Origin of the sequence: Cyclobacterium qasimii M12-11B (assembly GCF_000427295.1) — a bacterium.
GTDB classification, from domain to species: domain Bacteria; phylum Bacteroidota; class Bacteroidia; order Cytophagales; family Cyclobacteriaceae; genus Cyclobacterium; species Cyclobacterium qasimii.
In genome coordinates this window covers 119,611-136,189 of record NZ_ATNM01000156.1, presented here as the reverse complement: position 1 = coordinate 136,189, position 16,579 = coordinate 119,611, and the positions used below count along the sequence as shown (strand labels likewise).

8 protein-coding genes and 4 pseudogenes are annotated in these 16,579 nt (G+C 39.2%); 11 read left to right on the top strand and 1 reads right to left on the bottom strand.

Translation table 11 applies throughout. From position 1 onward, the window contains the following. Positions 1 to 6: 6 nt before the first annotated feature. Together ADICYQ_RS20815 and ADICYQ_RS20810 are read left to right on the top strand one after the other, a co-directional pair. Positions 7 to 1,146 (top strand): annotated as a pseudogene (locus tag ADICYQ_RS20815) (methionine aminotransferase); the annotation flags it as partial. 15 nt (positions 1,147 to 1,161) lie between these two features. Then, a complete protein-coding gene (locus ADICYQ_RS20810) occupies positions 1,162 to 2,091 on the top strand; it encodes a sugar phosphate isomerase/epimerase family protein (protein WP_020890024.1) in 930 nt (309 codons plus the stop codon). 240 nt (positions 2,092 to 2,331) lie between these two features. Here ADICYQ_RS20810 and ADICYQ_RS20805 read toward each other — a convergent pair whose 3' ends face one another. Then, complete coding sequence (locus ADICYQ_RS20805) at positions 2,332 to 3,411, bottom strand: endonuclease/exonuclease/phosphatase family protein (RefSeq protein ID WP_040417326.1); 1,080 nt, start codon at positions 3,409 to 3,411, stop codon at positions 2,332 to 2,334. Positions 3,412 to 3,534: 123 nt separating this feature from the next. Between ADICYQ_RS20805 and ADICYQ_RS20800 the strand changes: the two genes are divergently transcribed. From ADICYQ_RS20800 to ADICYQ_RS20760, 9 genes and pseudogenes are all read left to right on the top strand, one after another. Beyond that, positions 3,535 to 5,112, top strand: a complete 1,578-nt coding sequence (locus ADICYQ_RS20800) for an ATP-dependent DNA helicase (RefSeq protein ID WP_020890022.1) — start codon at positions 3,535 to 3,537, stop codon at positions 5,110 to 5,112. A gap of 132 nt (positions 5,113 to 5,244) precedes the next feature. After that, complete coding sequence (locus tag ADICYQ_RS20795) at positions 5,245 to 7,371, top strand: PA14 domain-containing protein (protein WP_020890021.1); 2,127 nt, start codon at positions 5,245 to 5,247, stop codon at positions 7,369 to 7,371. A 155-nt stretch (positions 7,372 to 7,526) separates the two neighbouring features. Beyond that, positions 7,527 to 10,345: pseudogene (gene uvrA, locus ADICYQ_RS20790) on the top strand (excinuclease ABC subunit UvrA). A 165-nt stretch (positions 10,346 to 10,510) separates the two neighbouring features. Next, the gene (locus tag ADICYQ_RS20785; RefSeq protein ID WP_020890018.1) at positions 10,511 to 11,971 is read left to right on the top strand and encodes an MBOAT family O-acyltransferase; all 1,461 of its coding nucleotides are present in this window, start codon (positions 10,511 to 10,513) and stop codon (positions 11,969 to 11,971) included. A 5-nt stretch (positions 11,972 to 11,976) separates the two neighbouring features. Then, complete coding sequence (locus tag ADICYQ_RS20780) at positions 11,977 to 12,243, top strand: hypothetical protein (protein WP_020890017.1); 267 nt, start codon at positions 11,977 to 11,979, stop codon at positions 12,241 to 12,243. Then, on the top strand, positions 12,216 to 12,896 hold the full coding sequence (locus ADICYQ_RS20775; protein ID WP_020890016.1) for a polysaccharide deacetylase family protein: 681 nt from the start codon (positions 12,216 to 12,218) through the stop codon (positions 12,894 to 12,896). The genes ADICYQ_RS20780 and ADICYQ_RS20775 overlap by 28 nt, the downstream gene beginning before the upstream one ends. A gap of 400 nt (positions 12,897 to 13,296) precedes the next feature. After that, positions 13,297 to 14,278: pseudogene (locus tag ADICYQ_RS20770) on the top strand (formylglycine-generating enzyme family protein). 17 nt (positions 14,279 to 14,295) lie between these two features. After that, positions 14,296 to 15,614, top strand: a pseudogene (locus ADICYQ_RS20765) (Gfo/Idh/MocA family protein). Between the two features lie 4 nt (positions 15,615 to 15,618). After that, positions 15,619 to 16,539 carry a hydroxypyruvate isomerase family protein gene (locus tag ADICYQ_RS20760; protein ID WP_020890010.1) on the top strand — a complete coding sequence of 307 codons (921 nt, stop codon included), beginning with the start codon at positions 15,619 to 15,621 and terminating at the stop codon, positions 16,537 to 16,539. Positions 16,540 to 16,579 lie beyond the last annotated feature (40 nt).

The window sequence follows — 16,579 nt, the reverse complement described above, 5'->3', positions numbered from 1 at the left end:
AGGAAAAATTTACCCTCAAAGTTGCCCTATGTTGGCACTACCATATTTACGGTAATGTCCAAATTGGCTACAGATGAGGGCGCATATAATTTATCTCAAGGGTTTCCAAGTTTCGATTGCTCTCCGAAACTTAGTGAATTGGTTTGCCATTATTTAAAAAATGGTCATAACCAATATGCACCTATGTCTGGTGCACCTGTTTTCAGAGAAAGCATTGCTGAAAAAACAGCCAGGGTCTATGGGGTTTCTTATGATCCAGAAACAGAAGTAACCGTTACATCAGGAGCCACGGAGGCTATATTTTGTGCGGTGACCGCAGTTGTTTACCCAGGAGATGAGGTGATTGTATTGGAACCAGCCTATGACAGTTATGTTCCTGCCATTGATCTTAATGGTGGCATCCCAATATTTGTAACCCTGGATGCGCCGGATTTTAAAATCGATTGGCAAAAAGTAAAGGACAAGGTATCTCCTAAAACGAAGGCAGTTATTGTCAATTCGCCTCACAATCCTGTGGGAACAGTATTTAGCAAAGAAGATCTCGACAGTCTAGCTGAAATTGTTCGCAACAAAGACATCTATATTATCAGCGATGAGGTTTACGAGCACATTGTGTTTGATGGAGAAATTCACCATTCCATGATGAGCCACCCAGAATTAAAGGAGAAATCTTTTATATGTAATTCGGTAGGCAAGACCTACCATGTTACGGGATGGAAAATTGGCTATTGCCTGGCTCCAGCAGCCCTGACCAAGGAATTCCAGCGAATACACCAGTACATCACCTTCTGTACAGTGTCACCTATGCAATATGCCTTGGCGGACTTCTTGAGACTACCTGAGCATTATGAACAATTGTCTGCTTTCTATCAGCGGAAAAGAGACCGTTTCAATGATGCCTTGAGTGGGTCCAGGTTTACGTTGAAACCCTCGAAAGGAAGCTTTTTTCAAATTGCTTCTTACGAAAGGATTACCGATGAATACGATTACGATTTGGCCATTCGACTGACCAAAGAGATCAAGGTGGCATCTGTACCCATTTCGGTTTTTTATAAAGAAAAAAGAGATGATAAATTACTGCGGTTTTGCTTTGCAAAGGATGATGACATCCTGGACAAAGCCGCGGAATTATTATGTAAATTATAAACCATTAATAAACAAATGCTTGAATTAGGTTTTGTAAGTGCCATTTTGGCTGAAAAAAGTTTTGAAGAAGTAATTGATTTTGCCGCCAAAGAACAATTTTCTTGTGTAGAAATCATGTGTTGGCCAAAAGGAAAAGCAGAACGACGCTATGCAGGGGTAACACATATTGATGTAGCCAATTTGGATGAAAAAACGGTCCAGCATATCAAAAACTATCAGAAAGAAAAGAAGGTTTATGTTTCTGGACTGGGCTTTTACCCAAACCCCTTGGATCCCGATGAAAAAGTAGCAGAAAATGCACTATCTCATATCATGGATGTAATAGATGGTGCAGAAAAATTGGGAATACCGGTGGTCAATACTTTCATTGGCAGGAACCCTGCTTTGAATGTGTCGGATAACTTAATGCTTTTTGAAGAACGGTTCCCTCAAATCATTCGTCATGCCTCCTCTAAAGGCATTAAAGTGGCCATTGAAAATTGCCCCATGTTTTTTACTGACGATGAATGGCCTGGAGGAAAGAACCTTGCCATTTCTCCGGCAATTTGGGACAAGATGTTTACCATTATACCAGATGAAAACTTCGGGTTAAATTATGATCCTTCCCATTTGGTATGGATGCAGATGGATCCCGTCCAACCCATTTATGATTACAAAGATCGCCTTCATCATATCCACCTAAAGGATGTAAAGGTTTACCAAGACAAATTAAACAAAGTAGGCATCCTTGCGAATCCATTGGAATACCATTCACCTAAAATACCTGGCTTAGGAGATGTTCCCTGGGGTCGCTTTTTTGCTGCGCTTACCGATGTGGGCTACAGAGGCCCCTGCTGCATAGAAGTAGAAGACAAGGCCTACGAAAAATCCGAAGCCGATGTCAATATGGCCATTTTAACCTCTCGGAATTATTTGAGGCAATACATTCCCTATAGAGAAGCATAGCTCTCATAGCCTTCGCATGTTTTAAAAACCTGCGAGGGCTACCATTTATAGCTTACCATTCTTTTTCTTGTAGATTTTGACTGTGTTTTTTTTGTAGCCAAGGGCGACAGCCCCTATTAAAAAGAATGAGCACAACCCTGACAAAATCTCGAGATAAGTTAACTTCAAAACGGTTCTTATCAATATCTTAGAATCCGGTTAGGTACGTAAGGCTACTTTTTCCATAACCTGGTACTCGGGTTATATCGTCAAAATATTTGGTTTGGCTTTTCCTATCGTTTCCTCTGTCCAATCCTTTTCATCTTTGTCTAACGCCTCTTCTTTGTCTTCCTGTCCATTATTAGGCTTCAGCTTCAGTTTAATAAAAATAGGAAAGTGGTCAGAAGATATGGAAGGAAGTCTTCTTATTTTCCTGAGCACAAAATCCTCCGAGTGAAAGATATGATCCAAAGGCCATCGAAAGGGAAGGTGTTTTGCATTGTAGGTATTAAAAAAACCCCTACCTTTTCTGGGGTCCAAAAGCCCGCTAATTTTTTGAAAAAGGCGTGTTGTTCTTGACCAGGCCACATCATTCAGGTCTCCAAAAACCAAAGTCGGTAGGTCTGCGTCTTTCACATTCTTGCCAACAATCAGCAATTCAGCATCTCTAGGAAGAGAGGTGTCACTTTCAGTGGGGCTTGGTGGTTCGGGGTGAATACAATGAATTTGTATGGGTTTTCCTGAGGGAAGGATTACCGTGGTGTGAATGGAAGGAATATCGTCTTCTACTAAAAAAAGCACTTTGGTATCCTTCAATTCCAAATTGGAGTACAAGTGCATACCGTAAAGGTTATCTAAAGGTATTTTAACCTGGTACTTGTATTCTTCTTCCAAAACGGACATTTCATCCTCCCACCACTTATCTGATTCCAAGGTCAACACCAGGTTAGGCTGGTGTTTGTTTACCAGATTGATTAACTTTTCAACATGTCGGTTTGGCGTGAGCACATTACTTACCAAAATGCCGATTTCATTATCCGGATTACTGGTCTTATCGTGTTTCACTTCTTTTCCAGCAACAACGGTGTAGGGGAAAATTTTTCTGGCTTGATAAAACCAGGAAAAAACCACCATTGCCAAAAAAACTTGGTTAAAGGTAGTAAACTCAGAAAAAGGCATTAAAAAAAGAACTATTGCCAAGGTCGCCATTAACAACAATTGAATCCGAGGAAAATCGAATACTCGAATCCACCAATTACTGACCTTTAGTTTTGATGCTATTACAGCCAAAATACTGATGATACTTAATATTATTTTTAAAATATTTAATACCAGATCCATTGTCAACTGAGGTTTAATTTAATACTTATCAAGTATTTTAGTTTTGTCAATAATTTACAATATATACGAAAGCGATAAAATTATTAATAATTTTAAGCATCTATTTAACAAACAATTTACTTCATGTCTTTTTTAAAATCGTTTTTCCGTCAAGAATTTGAAGCCAAAGGCTTGGACATGACCAATGAGCCTTTTATCCAGGCCCTTGAAATTGCCCTGCATACTAACAAATCACTTTTTCTGACAGGTAGGGCGGGAACAGGTAAAACTACTTTTCTACATACCCTGAGAAAATTTAACCCTACCAAGAACATGGTGGTCGTTGCACCAACAGGAGTGGCCGCCATAAATGCAAAAGGCAAAACCATCCATAGCTTTTTTAAAATTGACCCAAGACAGATTTTTCTACCAGATGATCCCAGGCTTCAAGCGAGTGGTTCGAAGCAAAATATTTTTGACACCTTCAAATATACCAGCAGCAGGTTGACTGTGATTCGTCAATTGGACTTACTAGTTATTGATGAAATCTCCATGGTTCGTGTGGAGATACTGGACATTATTGACCAAATATTGCGCGTATTTAGAAGAAAACCGCACCTGCCTTTTGGTGGGGTGCAGCTTATACTGATTGGAGACCCTTTTCAATTGCCTCCAATAGTAAAAGACAAAGACTGGTCCATACTCGCCACTAAATATGAGACACGCTTTTTCTTTAGTTCTTATGGCTTTAAAGAATTAATGCCTTTTCATATTGAGTTACAAAAAATATACCGGCAAAAGGACACCGTCTTCAAAGACCTATTAAACAGAATAAGGGAGAGCAAGCATACTTATGAAGACATTAGTTTTTTAAACAAGCGAGCGGCCGACTACCACTTTGACCTCTTGGACCAAGGCTATATTATACTGGGAACCCATAATTTCAATATTCATAAGATCAATAAGCAAAAATTAGAGCTTATAAAAAGTGAGGAAAAGGTATTCAAAGCCGATATTGAAGATGATTTCCCTACTAGTATGGCTCCATTTGACCCTTTAGACATCACATTGAAAGTCGGGGCACAGGTAATTTTCATGCGCAACAATCCCGAAAAAAAATACTACAATGGAATGATTGGGAAAGTAGTAGAAATGCATGAAAATAAAATCCGGGTGGAAGCGAATAATGGCACCTTTTACGAAGTTGAAAGGGAGGTTTGGGAAAACGTAGATTTCCAATACAATGAACAGGAGAAACAAGTAGATGCAAAGGTTATTGGGAGGTTTACCCAGTTTCCGCTGAAGCTTGCCTGGGCCATCACGGTACATAAAAGTCAGGGACTTACCTTTGAGAAATGCATAGTGGAAATTGACAGGTCATTTGAAGCAGGACAAGTCTATGTAGCCCTTAGCCGGTGTACAGATCTGGCGGGATTGGTGTTAAAAAAAGCCATCGGCATGCAAAGTGTCTTGGTAAGTCAGGACAGTTTGAATTTTAGTTTACAACGTCAAGGGGAATTACAGGTAGAAGAAGATTTGAAGGTACAAAGAGCCTATGCTTCATTGCCTTATGCTTTGGATGCTTATCGAAAAGGGGATTTAAACAAAGCCAAGGCCATTTTTGATGAAGTTCAAAGCATTCACGACATCACTTATTACGCGAAATTCAAACAGTTTATGATGCTAAAACCGTACTTAGACCACAGAAATAAACACAGATAAATGAATTTTAAATATCTTTTTTAGCATTTTATCAAAAATAAATGCCTGATTCCCTTGTCTTTTAATCTCAAATGCATAAATTTGTATTTTAACAGCAGATTAAAAGTCTATCATCATTAAATATTTTTAGAAATGAAGGGGATTTTGAGAGGAGTAAACCAGGACAGAAACTATTTTAACAGCGTAGTTTTATCCACCGTATTATTTTTATCTATTTCAGTACAAAGTTTTGGTCAATTGGCATGTAGCAATACTGAGCCTGTAACCCTTACAAGCCCATGGGGAGATGGCTGGGAATATGGTTATCCAACCAATGTTTGGAATGCCTATGTGTATCAATTGACAGCAGACTACAATCCAAATGGTGCAAATGCGGGCCATAACGAGCCATCAGAATTTAAAAAAACCTATGGAGGTGTAGGAGGCCAATACAAGGGAATGCTATTAAGAGATGGAGCTAATTTTCTACCTGTTTCAGGGGTGAATTTTGACACTCGTTTTAGTGATCCAAATCCTGGCAATGGTTATCTATCAGACAGCCTGTTTTTTCAAACTGGCATTAGTCCTACAACTACAGGTGGATGTGATACCCAATTTAACCAGTTCGGTGTTCATATGCGTGGCAGGTATGTTCCTACAGAAAATGGAATTTTTCGTATCCAAATCGGCAGTGATGATGGTTCTTATTTTAAAATGTTTTCAGACTATGGTAATGAAAACGGAAGTATTGCACAAGATGTCAATGGAGATAATCTGATTCATAAAAACTGGGTTAAGAATGATTCGGATACCTTATTGTATGACGGTGTCGATAACTTCGTATATGAGAACAATATCAGGAATTACTATATAGAAATGGAAGCCGCTCAGGAATGGTTCATGCAATTGAACTATTATGAAAAAGACGGTGCCAATAGATTTGCTTTTGAAATTGAATTGTATTTCGGACCTGGCGAGATAAAAATGGGAGCTGATGCCTCAGGATCAGTTGCATTTTGTGGAATCAATCCTGACCCCACCATCATCAGTTCAAAAGGACCTGCCGTATTCGCTGACGGTGAAGTAACCGAATACTTTTGGCAGTATGCCACTACCAATGACGAATCAACTGTTTGGACTACCATCCCAGGCGCGACGGATAAAGACTATAAAATCCCAGCTTATAATGACGAGAGCTGGACAGGTGCAAGGTTCTATAGAAGAGGTGCAACCAATACGATTATAGAAGATGATTTGACAACTACAGATGTTGATGTTTTTACCAATGTATTGGAAGTAATCATGAATCCAATTGCCGATTTGGACCGTACTGAATTTGGTATCAATAAGTGGATAGGTCATACTTATGATGCACCTAGAAATTTTGCTACCTCCAATTACTCAGGAAGAGTTTTTCAAGATTCTGTATTTACACAAAACTTCCCTGCTGGTGTTGGATGTAATTCCCAAATGTCAAACTTCACAGTGCAATATAGAATGCGATTGGACGTTCAGCCAGGCACCTATGACTTTAACGTCAATGGAGATGATGGCTACAGATTATCAATCAATGGTACCACTGTGATAAACGAATGGGCAAAGGCAGGCGGTAAAAAAGCAACTGCCGATACTTACCGGTTGGAAATTACAGAGGAAGGCGTTTTAGAATTGATTTTAGATTATTATGAATTAGGTGGTGACCAATCGATTATTTTTGGTTACGATGAGTCATTGTTAGTACTTCCTCTGGAATGGGGCGATTTTCTTGGACAGTCATGTGCGGACAACAATTGCCTTAAATGGAGCACTTTACAAGAAAAAAATACCAGCCATTTCGTCTTAGAAAGATCCAATGATGGATTCAACTGGAAAGAATTTGGTGAAGAAATTGAAGCCCAGGGAAATAGTGACTATGAAGTTCAATATCAGTATACTGATGATTCTTTTGAAAACACTTATACTTTTTACAGGATAAAACAAGTTGACCTGGACGACACTTTCACCTATTCTGATGTAATTAGGGTTGAGAACAACTCAATCACCGATAAGTTGATTCCTTTTCCAAACCCAACCATGGACTTACTCTTTGTAGATTCAGAAGATGGCATTTTGGGTGTAGAACTTACGAGTCAGGATCAAAGAGTGAGGGCTCAACCTTTAGTCGAGAAAGTTGGCGACAAAAGATACCAAATTGATATGCGTCAATTTCCTAGCAACCATTATTTGGTAACTATTCAAACTACTAAATCGAAAAAAACTTATAAAATAATGAAAAGATAAAATGGCCAAATGCGCCATTATTTGCTCGCAAGAGCTTTAAAAGATAAATAGCAGAAAGCGATTTACAGGACCGACAGTCAACTATATGACTGTCGGTCTTTTTTTTTCAATAACATTTTATCATTTATAGGTTTGGGTTGGTATCTTTGCATGTTATGGGTAGTACTACTGTCAAAAAAAGCACATCTCTCGAAGACCTGGATCCAAAGTCTTTTATTATAATAAAGAATGCTCGGGTCAATAATCTTAAAAGTCTAAGCATAGCCATTCCCAGGAATAAGCTGATCATCATTACAGGCTTATCAGGTTCGGGAAAATCTTCCCTGGCTTTCGACACTCTTTTTGCAGAAGGACAGCGGATGTATGTGGAAAGCTTAAGCTCCTATGCCAGACAATTTTTAGGCCGAATGGAGAAGCCCGAGGTAGAATACATTAAAGGGGTATCACCAGCCATCGCTATCCAGCAAGGCGTTAACACTAAAAACCCTCGATCCACGGTAGGTACTACTACTGAGATTTACGATTACCTTAAGCTTTTATTTAGCAGGATAGGCAGGACCATCTCCCCCATAAGTGGGGAAGAAGTAAAGCACCATACCGTAACCGACGTAGTGGCTTATATCCATGACTTCGAGGAAGGTGATAAGGTCATGATAAGTTGCCCACTGCATTTCAGTGCTGAGAGGGCAAGAGAAAAGGAATTGGAAGTCTTGTTGCAAAAAGGCTTTACCCGCGTGCTGGTAGATGGTGAGGTATCCTTTGTAGAAGACCTGTTAGAAGTAGAAAAATTACCGAAAGGCAGTTTTGAGATCCTTATTGATAGGGTATCGGTAATGAAAGAAGACGAAGGCAATCAATTTAGAATTGCAGACAGTATTCAGACTGCTTTCTTTGAAGGCTTGGGTGAGTGCAAAATCGTTGTTCCCGACAAAGCAGTAAGAACCTTTAGTGATAAATTTGAGCTGGATGGCATTCATTTCGAATTGCCCACCGTGAATTTTTTAGTTTTAACAATCCATATGGCGCTTGCAGAACTTGTGAAGGCTTTGGCTCCGTTCTGGGAATAGACCCAGATTTAGTGATTCCTGACAAGACCATATCCATTTTTGAAGGAGCCATTGCACCGTGGCGTGGAGAAACGAGTAGAAAATGGTTAGAACCACTTTTAAAGGATGGAATAAAATTCGATTTTCCCATTCATAGACCTTACGAAGACCTTGATGAAAAAGACAAGGCGATCCTTTGGACAGGCAATAAGTATTTTAAAGGCATAAACGATTTTTTTGCTTTCCTCGAAAGCAAGCTACATAAAATCCAGTATCGGGTAATGCTCTCCAGGTTTAGAGGACGAACTGCATGCCCGGACTGTAAGGGAACAAGGATAAGAAAAGACGCTTCTTATGTTAAAATAGCGAATAAATCCATTACGGATATGGTGTTACTGCCAATAGACAAGGCACTTCCCTTCTTTGAAACCTTAGAACTTACGGAGACCGAGAGAAATGTATCCAAAAGGTTGCTACAAGAAATCATTAACCGTCTTGAGTACCTCGATCAGGTAGGACTTGGATATTTAACCCTTAACAGGTTAACCTCTTCTTTGTCAGGTGGAGAGTTTCAACGTATAAAACTGGCTACTTCATTGGGCAGCGCATTGGTAGGATCTATGTACATACTGGATGAACCTAGTATAGGATTACATCCGAGAGACACAGAGCGTTTAATCACTGTATTAAAGGCACTACGGGATTTAGGCAATACTGTGATCGTAGTGGAGCATGAGGAGAAAATCATCCTTACGGCTGACCAGGTAATCGATATCGGACCAGACGCAGGAGTTCATGGCGGAGAACTTGTTTTTCAAGGTACGCTGAAAGAATTAATGGCCGCAGGGAACACCCATACTTCAAGATACCTAAGTGGTGAAGAGTCCATAAGCGCCAAAATCCACAACCGAGAATGGTCTGAATACATCTTAATTAAAGGCGCATCAGAAAATAACCTTAAAAATTTAACCGTTAAGATACCTTTAGAGATATTAACAGTTGTTACGGGCGTTAGTGGTTCAGGGAAATCTACCTTGGTCAAAAAAGTATTGTACCCCGCAATCGGAAAAATACTTGGAACCGTAAATGAAGAATCAGGACGGTTTGACAAAATTGAAGGACATTATAGGAACATTAACAGGGTAGAATTTGTGGATCAAAATCCGATAGGCAAATCCTCCAGGTCCAACCCTGTAACCTATGTCAAGGCTTATGACGGCATTCGAGCACTCTATTCAGAACTTCCAATCTCTAAGCAGAGGGGCTACAAACCAGCTTTCTTCAGTTTCAATGTAGATGGCGGCAGGTGTGAAGCTTGTCAGGGAGAGGGCACACAAAAGATCGAGATGCAGTTTATGGCCGACATCTACCTTACCTGCGAATCATGCAAAGGAAAGCGTTTTAAAAATGAGATCTTAGATGCCAAATACAATGGAAAAGACATTTCGGAGGTTTTAGACCTAACCATTGATGAAGCGATGGACTTTTTTAGTGAAAAACAGGCAATTATCCAGAAGTTAAGACCACTCCAGGAAGTAGGTCTTGGTTATATTGGTCTTGGCCAATCGTCGAATACCCTAAGTGGTGGTGAGGCGCAGAGGGTAAAATTAGCTTCCTTTTTAGGGAAAAATGATTCCAAAAAACAGGAGAAAATATTGTTCATTTTCGATGAGCCAACCACTGGTTTACACTTTCATGATATAAAGAAATTGCTCTTCTCTATCAACTCGCTGATAGATCAGGGACATACTGTAATTATCATTGAACACAACACTGAAGTAATCATGGCTGCGGACTGGGTAATCGACTTAGGACCAGAAGGAGGCGAGAAAGGTGGCTATGTGGTTTTTGAAGGAGTTCCAGAAAATTTAATGAACGAGCCAAATAATTACACGGGAAAATATCTTTTAGAGTTAAAGAAGGGATAAAATGCAATCAATTATATGAATAAATGAATTTTTTCCCTTAAAGATGTAAAATAAATGAATTTTATATATAGTTTTGTACCATAATCCATTTTAGTTATGGATTGAAATTTAGTACCTATCAGGCTAAATTAAGCATTGTAAACCTACCTAATTACATCTCGTTTCATGTTATTCAATTCCATTGAATTCCTGATTTTCCTTCCTCTTGTATTTTTAATTTATTGGTTCGTCTTTAATAAAAATATAAAGATTCAAAATTTCTGGATTTTGATTGCCAGTTATGTTTTTTATGGCTGGTGGGATTATCGATTTCTATCCTTAATATTTTTCAGCTCACTTGTTGATTTTATTATAGGTTTACAGCTGGGAAAGCGGGAGAATAAGTCACATCGAAAATGGCTACTATTTATTAGTTTATGCGTAAATATTGGGTTTTTAGGCTTTTTTAAATATTACAATTTCTTTGCGGAGAGCTTTGCAGATGCCTTCACATTGTTTGGGAATTCTATGGATCCTGCAAGGTTAAACATAATATTGCCTGTAGGGATTAGTTTTTACACCTTCCAGACAATGAGTTACACCATTGATGTTTACCGTAAAAAATTAGCGCCAGTCTCAGAACCTATTGCATTTTTCGCTTATGTAAGTTTCTTCCCACAGCTAGTGGCGGGACCTATAGAAAGGGCAACAAACCTATTGCCACAATTTTTCAAAAAAAGAGAATTCAGCTATACCAAAGCCAGTGACGGCTTACGTCAAATGCTATGGGGCTTATTTAAAAAAATCGTAATAGCAGACAATTGCGCCATCTACGTAAATGACATCTTCAATGATTACCAGTCCTTTTCAGGTTTTACATTATTACTTGGAGGGGTATTGTTTGCCTTTCAGATATACGGTGATTTCTCAGGCTATTCAGACATTGCCATAGGAGCTTCAAGATTATTTGGCTTTGACTTAAAACGAAACTTTGCATTCCCCTATTTTTCAAGAGACATTGCCGAGTTTTGGAGGAGATGGCATATTTCTCTTTCTACCTGGTTTAGGGATTACTTATACATACCATTGGGCGGAAGTAAAGGAGGGCATGCGATAAGAAACATATTTATAATTTTTATTGTAAGTGGATTTTGGCATGGAGCCAATTGGACTTTTATATTTTGGGGAGCATTAAATGCGGTTTTTTACTTGCCCCTGTTGTTAACAAAGAAGAACAGAAAACACACAACCGACACAGTTGCGGCTGGAAAATACCTGCCAAGCCTTAAAGAAGCCTTTCAAATGGGCACTACTTTCCTTCTTACTGTATTTGCCTGGATATTTTTCAGAGCAGACAGCTTGGCCATGGCCTTTGATTATATTTCTATCATCTTTTCACTAAAATTCTTCGTACTTCCAATACAGGATTTCTGGAGCATGAATACAGGCAACCATTTGATTTACCTGTTCTTTTTACTAATCGGCTTCATTATTGTTGAGTGGTTACAAAGAGAGAAAAGTCATGGTTTGGAACTAAACCCTCTTAGAACCCCGAAAGCAGTTAGGTGGTCATTTTACTATGCTATAATCATCTTCTGTTTCATTATGAATGGCGTTCAACAAGAGTTCATCTATTTTCAATTTTAAGTGTCATGAGAAGATTCATAGGGAATAGTCTGTATTTTGTAATTCCTTTTGTTGTATACAGCCTAATTATAGCATTTATAGATCCTTTCAACTATTTAAACGGTTTTAGTATAACCAGTGAAGAAAAGAGAAAGACGATCGCCCAGGACATTGAACCCCATCTGTACAAAATTATTGCATTTGAAAATGACCCAAAAAAAATTGGGTCATTGGAGATTCCAGAAGCAATGGACTTTACGACGCCATGGATCAAGATCAATGGGCCAATCTAGCCTATGGCGGAGCAAGCTTAAAAGAAATGATACAGTCTTTTTGGTGGGCAACAGAAATAGTAAAGCCAGACACCGTCCTGATAGGAATCAACCTTAATCTATACAATAAATTTAACAGGCGTTTCTGGGTGGAAGAAACACTTTCCAGAAAAGGAAACTATTTTACTTACGCCTTTAATAAATATACCTTCAACGCGACAGTAGCATTAGCAGAATCATTGGTCGCTCCAGAAAAAGAACCAGAACCAGAGGTTGAAGACCCAGAGGCTAAAGCATACTACTGGAAGAAGAAGCTTCAAGAAACAGATAAGTTTTACCAAAACATTACCTACCCAGATGAATACCAGAAACAGCTCAGCGAAATAGCTGAATACTGTAAAAATGAAGGTATTAAGTTAATATTTTGGATTCCCCCATTGCATCAAGATTACCATGATGTGCTCAAAGAATATGACTTAAAGGAATATACCGATAGATTTCATAGTGATATGCGTTCACTTGGGGACGTATTTGATTTCAATTATGATTCAGAATTAATCATAGATCCACAGAACTTCCGAGATCCTGTCCATTTCAACGCCCAGATTGCCAGGGAGATTGAGAAAGAAATAAGGAATTACACGCCACACCATTCAACACTCTACACGCAATAATCTCTTAGTGTTAATGAAAGTCGTCAAAATGTTTAGGCGGGTATGCTAAGCCATGTTTATTCCTATAATTTTAATCCTGAAAGCCATCTGTCACACTGCCTCACAAATTTTTTTAAGGTTAAGTTAAATACCAACAAAGGATTTTTTTCACTGAAAGACCCCTATTATCTCCCAAAATAGACATAAAACATGCCATATTGGGATATAACCACTTCAATTTCGTCTCCTTACACTCCATTCACCTATGTTTCAAACTGGGTTAAAAAGATGAAGCTACCGTCCCACTAATAGAAACTTTCAATATTTAAAAAATTAAGGTAATTTAAGCATTCAATTATTTTATATTAAAAATTGAAGTAAATTACTAATAGTTAATTAAAAGAATACCTAAGCCTAATCCATGTTAAAATTATTAAAAAGAACTTTATTTGTGAGTTCTGTTTCATCCGTCTTGTTTGTAGCAAGTGCCTATCATTTTAATAAGTCCTTTGAGCCCTATTCACAAGAGATTCCTGGAACAGGTATCTCATTTGATATGGTTCCCATACCTGAAGGAAGCTTTAAAATGGGAAGTGACAATGGTGCTTCAGATGAAGCGCCAATACACGAGGTTAATGTCGATCCGTTTTGGATGGCATCCCATGAAGTTACTTGGGATCTTTACGAATTATTTTTAGACAAAAGTTTTTGAAGCCTCCTCTAGTGAAGGCCCTCTAAGCCCAAAAATAGACGGCTTAACAAGACCTTCTATTCCTTACCTGGACATGACCTTCGGAATGGGAAAAGAGCACAAACCAGCAATCGCAATGACCCAATATGGCGCCATTCAATTTTGCAGGTGGTTGTACCTTAAAACAGGTGTCTTTTTTAGATTGCCTACAGAAGCTGAATGGGAATATGCCGCCAGGGCAGGAACAAATACGAAATATTTTTTCGGAGATGATCCATCTAAACTAGGCGAATATGCCTGGTATGCCGAAAACAGTGAAGGGACTACTCAGAAAATAGGTCAAAAGAAATCAAACCCTTGGGGGCTATATGATATCCTTGGCAATGTAAATGAATGGACAATGGATCATTATGAGGAAGGTGCTTATGCAAGCAGAGGGGCCTCCACAGACAATCCACTACACTTATCTGAAGAGCTTTATCCTAAAGTAATCAGGGGAGGCAGTTATGATAGCAGTCCAGAAGAAATGACCAGTAGCAAACGTGCGGCCAGCACACCAGAATGGAAAAGAATAGACCCACAAATCCCTAAAAGCCAATGGTGGTTTCCTGAGGCACCATTTTTAGGAATGAGAGTCGTAAGACCACTTACCACGCCAAGTGCAGAATTCATAGAAAAATATTACGGCAGCGAGCCGATGGAAGATTATTAAAATAAACTCAACGAATAATGAAAGAAAATAATAGTAACGAAAGAAGGAATTTCATTAAAACTTCGGCAATAATAACTGGCGGCGCCATGTTAAGCCCTTTCACACTTCCTGGAGCCCATGCTGCAGGTGATGACGCCATTAAGATCGCTGTCATTGGTTGTGGTGGTAGAGGTACTGGAGCAGTCTTCCAGGCCTTTGAAACCGGACAAAACATCAAGTTGGTAGCAATGGCCGATGCATTCAAAGATCGTTTGGATCAAAGCCATGAGCGTATCCTAAAAAAATATGGCAAAGATAAAGTAGTCGTTCCTGAAGAGAAGAAATTTGTGGGTTTTGATGGCTACAAACATGCCATGAAAGATGCAGACGTGGTGATTATCGCTACTCCTCCTGGTTTCAGACCTGATCATTTTGAAGAAGCTGTACGCCTTGAAAAGCAGATTTTCATGGAAAAACCTGTAGCTACAGATGCCATTGGTATCCGTAGAATTTTGGCAGCTGCAAAGATAGCTAAAGCCAAAAAACTAAATGTAGTAGTAGGCCTTCAACGACACTATCAAGACAATTATATACAGACCATAGACCGTATCCATAATGGTGAAATTGGTGATATTATAGGTGGCCAGGTATTTTGGAATGACGGTGGTGTATGGGTAAGAGAACGTCAGCCAGGACAAACTGAGATGGAATACCAAATGAGAAACTGGTACTATTTCAACTGGCTATGTGGTGACCATATCACAGAACAGCACGTACACAACCTGGATGTTGCCAACTGGGTTAAGAATGGTTACCCAGTAAAGCTGAAGGAACAGGTGGAAGAACCGTTAGAAGAGGCAAGGAGAATGGAGAGATCTTTGACCACCATGTGATTTTGTTCACCTATGAGGATGGAACAGTAATTCACAGTGAATGTCGACATTTCCCAGGTGCTCACAACAGGGTAGATGAAAGCTTCCAAGGCACAAAAGGTAAAGCCTACATGAACGCCGGACATACTGGTAAATTGACTGACCTTAAAGGAAACAGCCTATATGACCATGATGGAACAGGCAATGCAAATCCTTATCAGGTGGAGCATGACATGTTATTTGATGCGGTTGTAAAAGGTGAGTACAAATTTGCTGATGCAGAGAATGCTGCTAAAAGTACCATGACCTCTATTTTAGGTCGTTATGCAACTTATTCCGGAAAACCAGTCACTTGGGAAGAAGGTATAAACTCAAATGTAAACCTTAAACCAGATACATTGGCTTGGGATGCTTTGCCAAAAGTTCTTCCAAACGAAGATGGTTTTTACCCTTATGCAATTCCTGGTCAAACTAAAGTAGTGTAAGCTGATGGAAAGAAGAAAATTTATTAAAAACGTATCCTTGGGAACCGCTGCAGCTGGCATAGCCGGTGTTAGTACCAGTAAGGCTGCTCAGGCAAACAATTTTGACGCAGATGCTACTTTCAATCTAGACTATGCGCCACATTTTGGCATGTTTAAAAACCTAGCCGGAGAAGATCTCCTGGACCAGATAACTTACATGCACGAAAGAGGTTTTAGAAGTCTGGAAGACAATGGGATGATGAAAAGAACTCCTGAAATGCAGGAGAAGATTGGCAATCACCTTGCAAAGCTAGGAATGACCATGGGCGTTTTCGTTCTGGACAAAGGAGGAAATGGTGCCAACACCCTGGCTGCTGGAAAGCAGGAGTATGTGGACATCTTCCTGGCAGGATGTAAAAAGGCAGTAGAAACATCTAAACGTGTAAATGCAAAGTGGACCACTGTAGTTCCCGGCGATTTTCAGAGAGATTTACCCCTTGATATCCAAACGGCTAATGTTATAGAAGCACTTCGTAAAGGTGCAGAGATCCTTGAGCCACATGGATTAACAATGGTATTGGAGCCTCTTAGTGACAATCCAAATCTATACTTAAGGTATTCCCCTCAAACTTACCTTGTATGTAAGGGAGTTGATAGCCCTAGCTGTAAGATCTTGTATGACATCTACCACCAACAAAAAAATGAAGGTCACCTCATTACTTTGATGGAAATGTGTTGGGAAGAGATTGCTTATATACAAATTGGAGACAATCCAGGAAGAAAAGAACCAGGAACCGGAGAAATCAACTTCAAAAATGTTTTTAAATACATTTACGAAAAAGGTTTCAAAGGGGTATGTGGCATGGAACATGGAAATTTCAGTTCCGGCAAGCAAGGTGAAGAAGCTGTAATTCAAGCTTACAGAGAAGCAGATAGTTTCCGCTAAGCTGAAAACACATCAATAGGCACAAAAAAGGGCAGATATT

Bases quoted from the DNA above. Each gene is read 5' to 3' on its own strand.
- ADICYQ_RS20805 (WP_040417326.1), bottom strand. From the start codon at position 3,411: ATGGATCTGGTATTAAATATTTTAAAAATAATATTAAGTATCATCAGT.
- ADICYQ_RS20780 (WP_020890017.1), top strand. From the start codon at position 11,977: ATGAGAAGATTCATAGGGAATAGTCTGTATTTTGTAATTCCTTTTGTT.
- ADICYQ_RS20795 (WP_020890021.1), top strand. From the start codon at position 5,245: ATGAAGGGGATTTTGAGAGGAGTAAACCAGGACAGAAACTATTTTAAC.
- ADICYQ_RS20785 (WP_020890018.1), top strand. From the start codon at position 10,511: ATGTTATTCAATTCCATTGAATTCCTGATTTTCCTTCCTCTTGTATTT.
- ADICYQ_RS20760 (WP_020890010.1), top strand. From the start codon at position 15,619: ATGGAAAGAAGAAAATTTATTAAAAACGTATCCTTGGGAACCGCTGCA.
- ADICYQ_RS20775 (WP_020890016.1), top strand. From the start codon at position 12,216: ATGGATCAAGATCAATGGGCCAATCTAGCCTATGGCGGAGCAAGCTTA.
- ADICYQ_RS20800 (WP_020890022.1), top strand. From the start codon at position 3,535: ATGTCTTTTTTAAAATCGTTTTTCCGTCAAGAATTTGAAGCCAAAGGC.
- ADICYQ_RS20810 (WP_020890024.1), top strand. From the start codon at position 1,162: ATGCTTGAATTAGGTTTTGTAAGTGCCATTTTGGCTGAAAAAAGTTTT.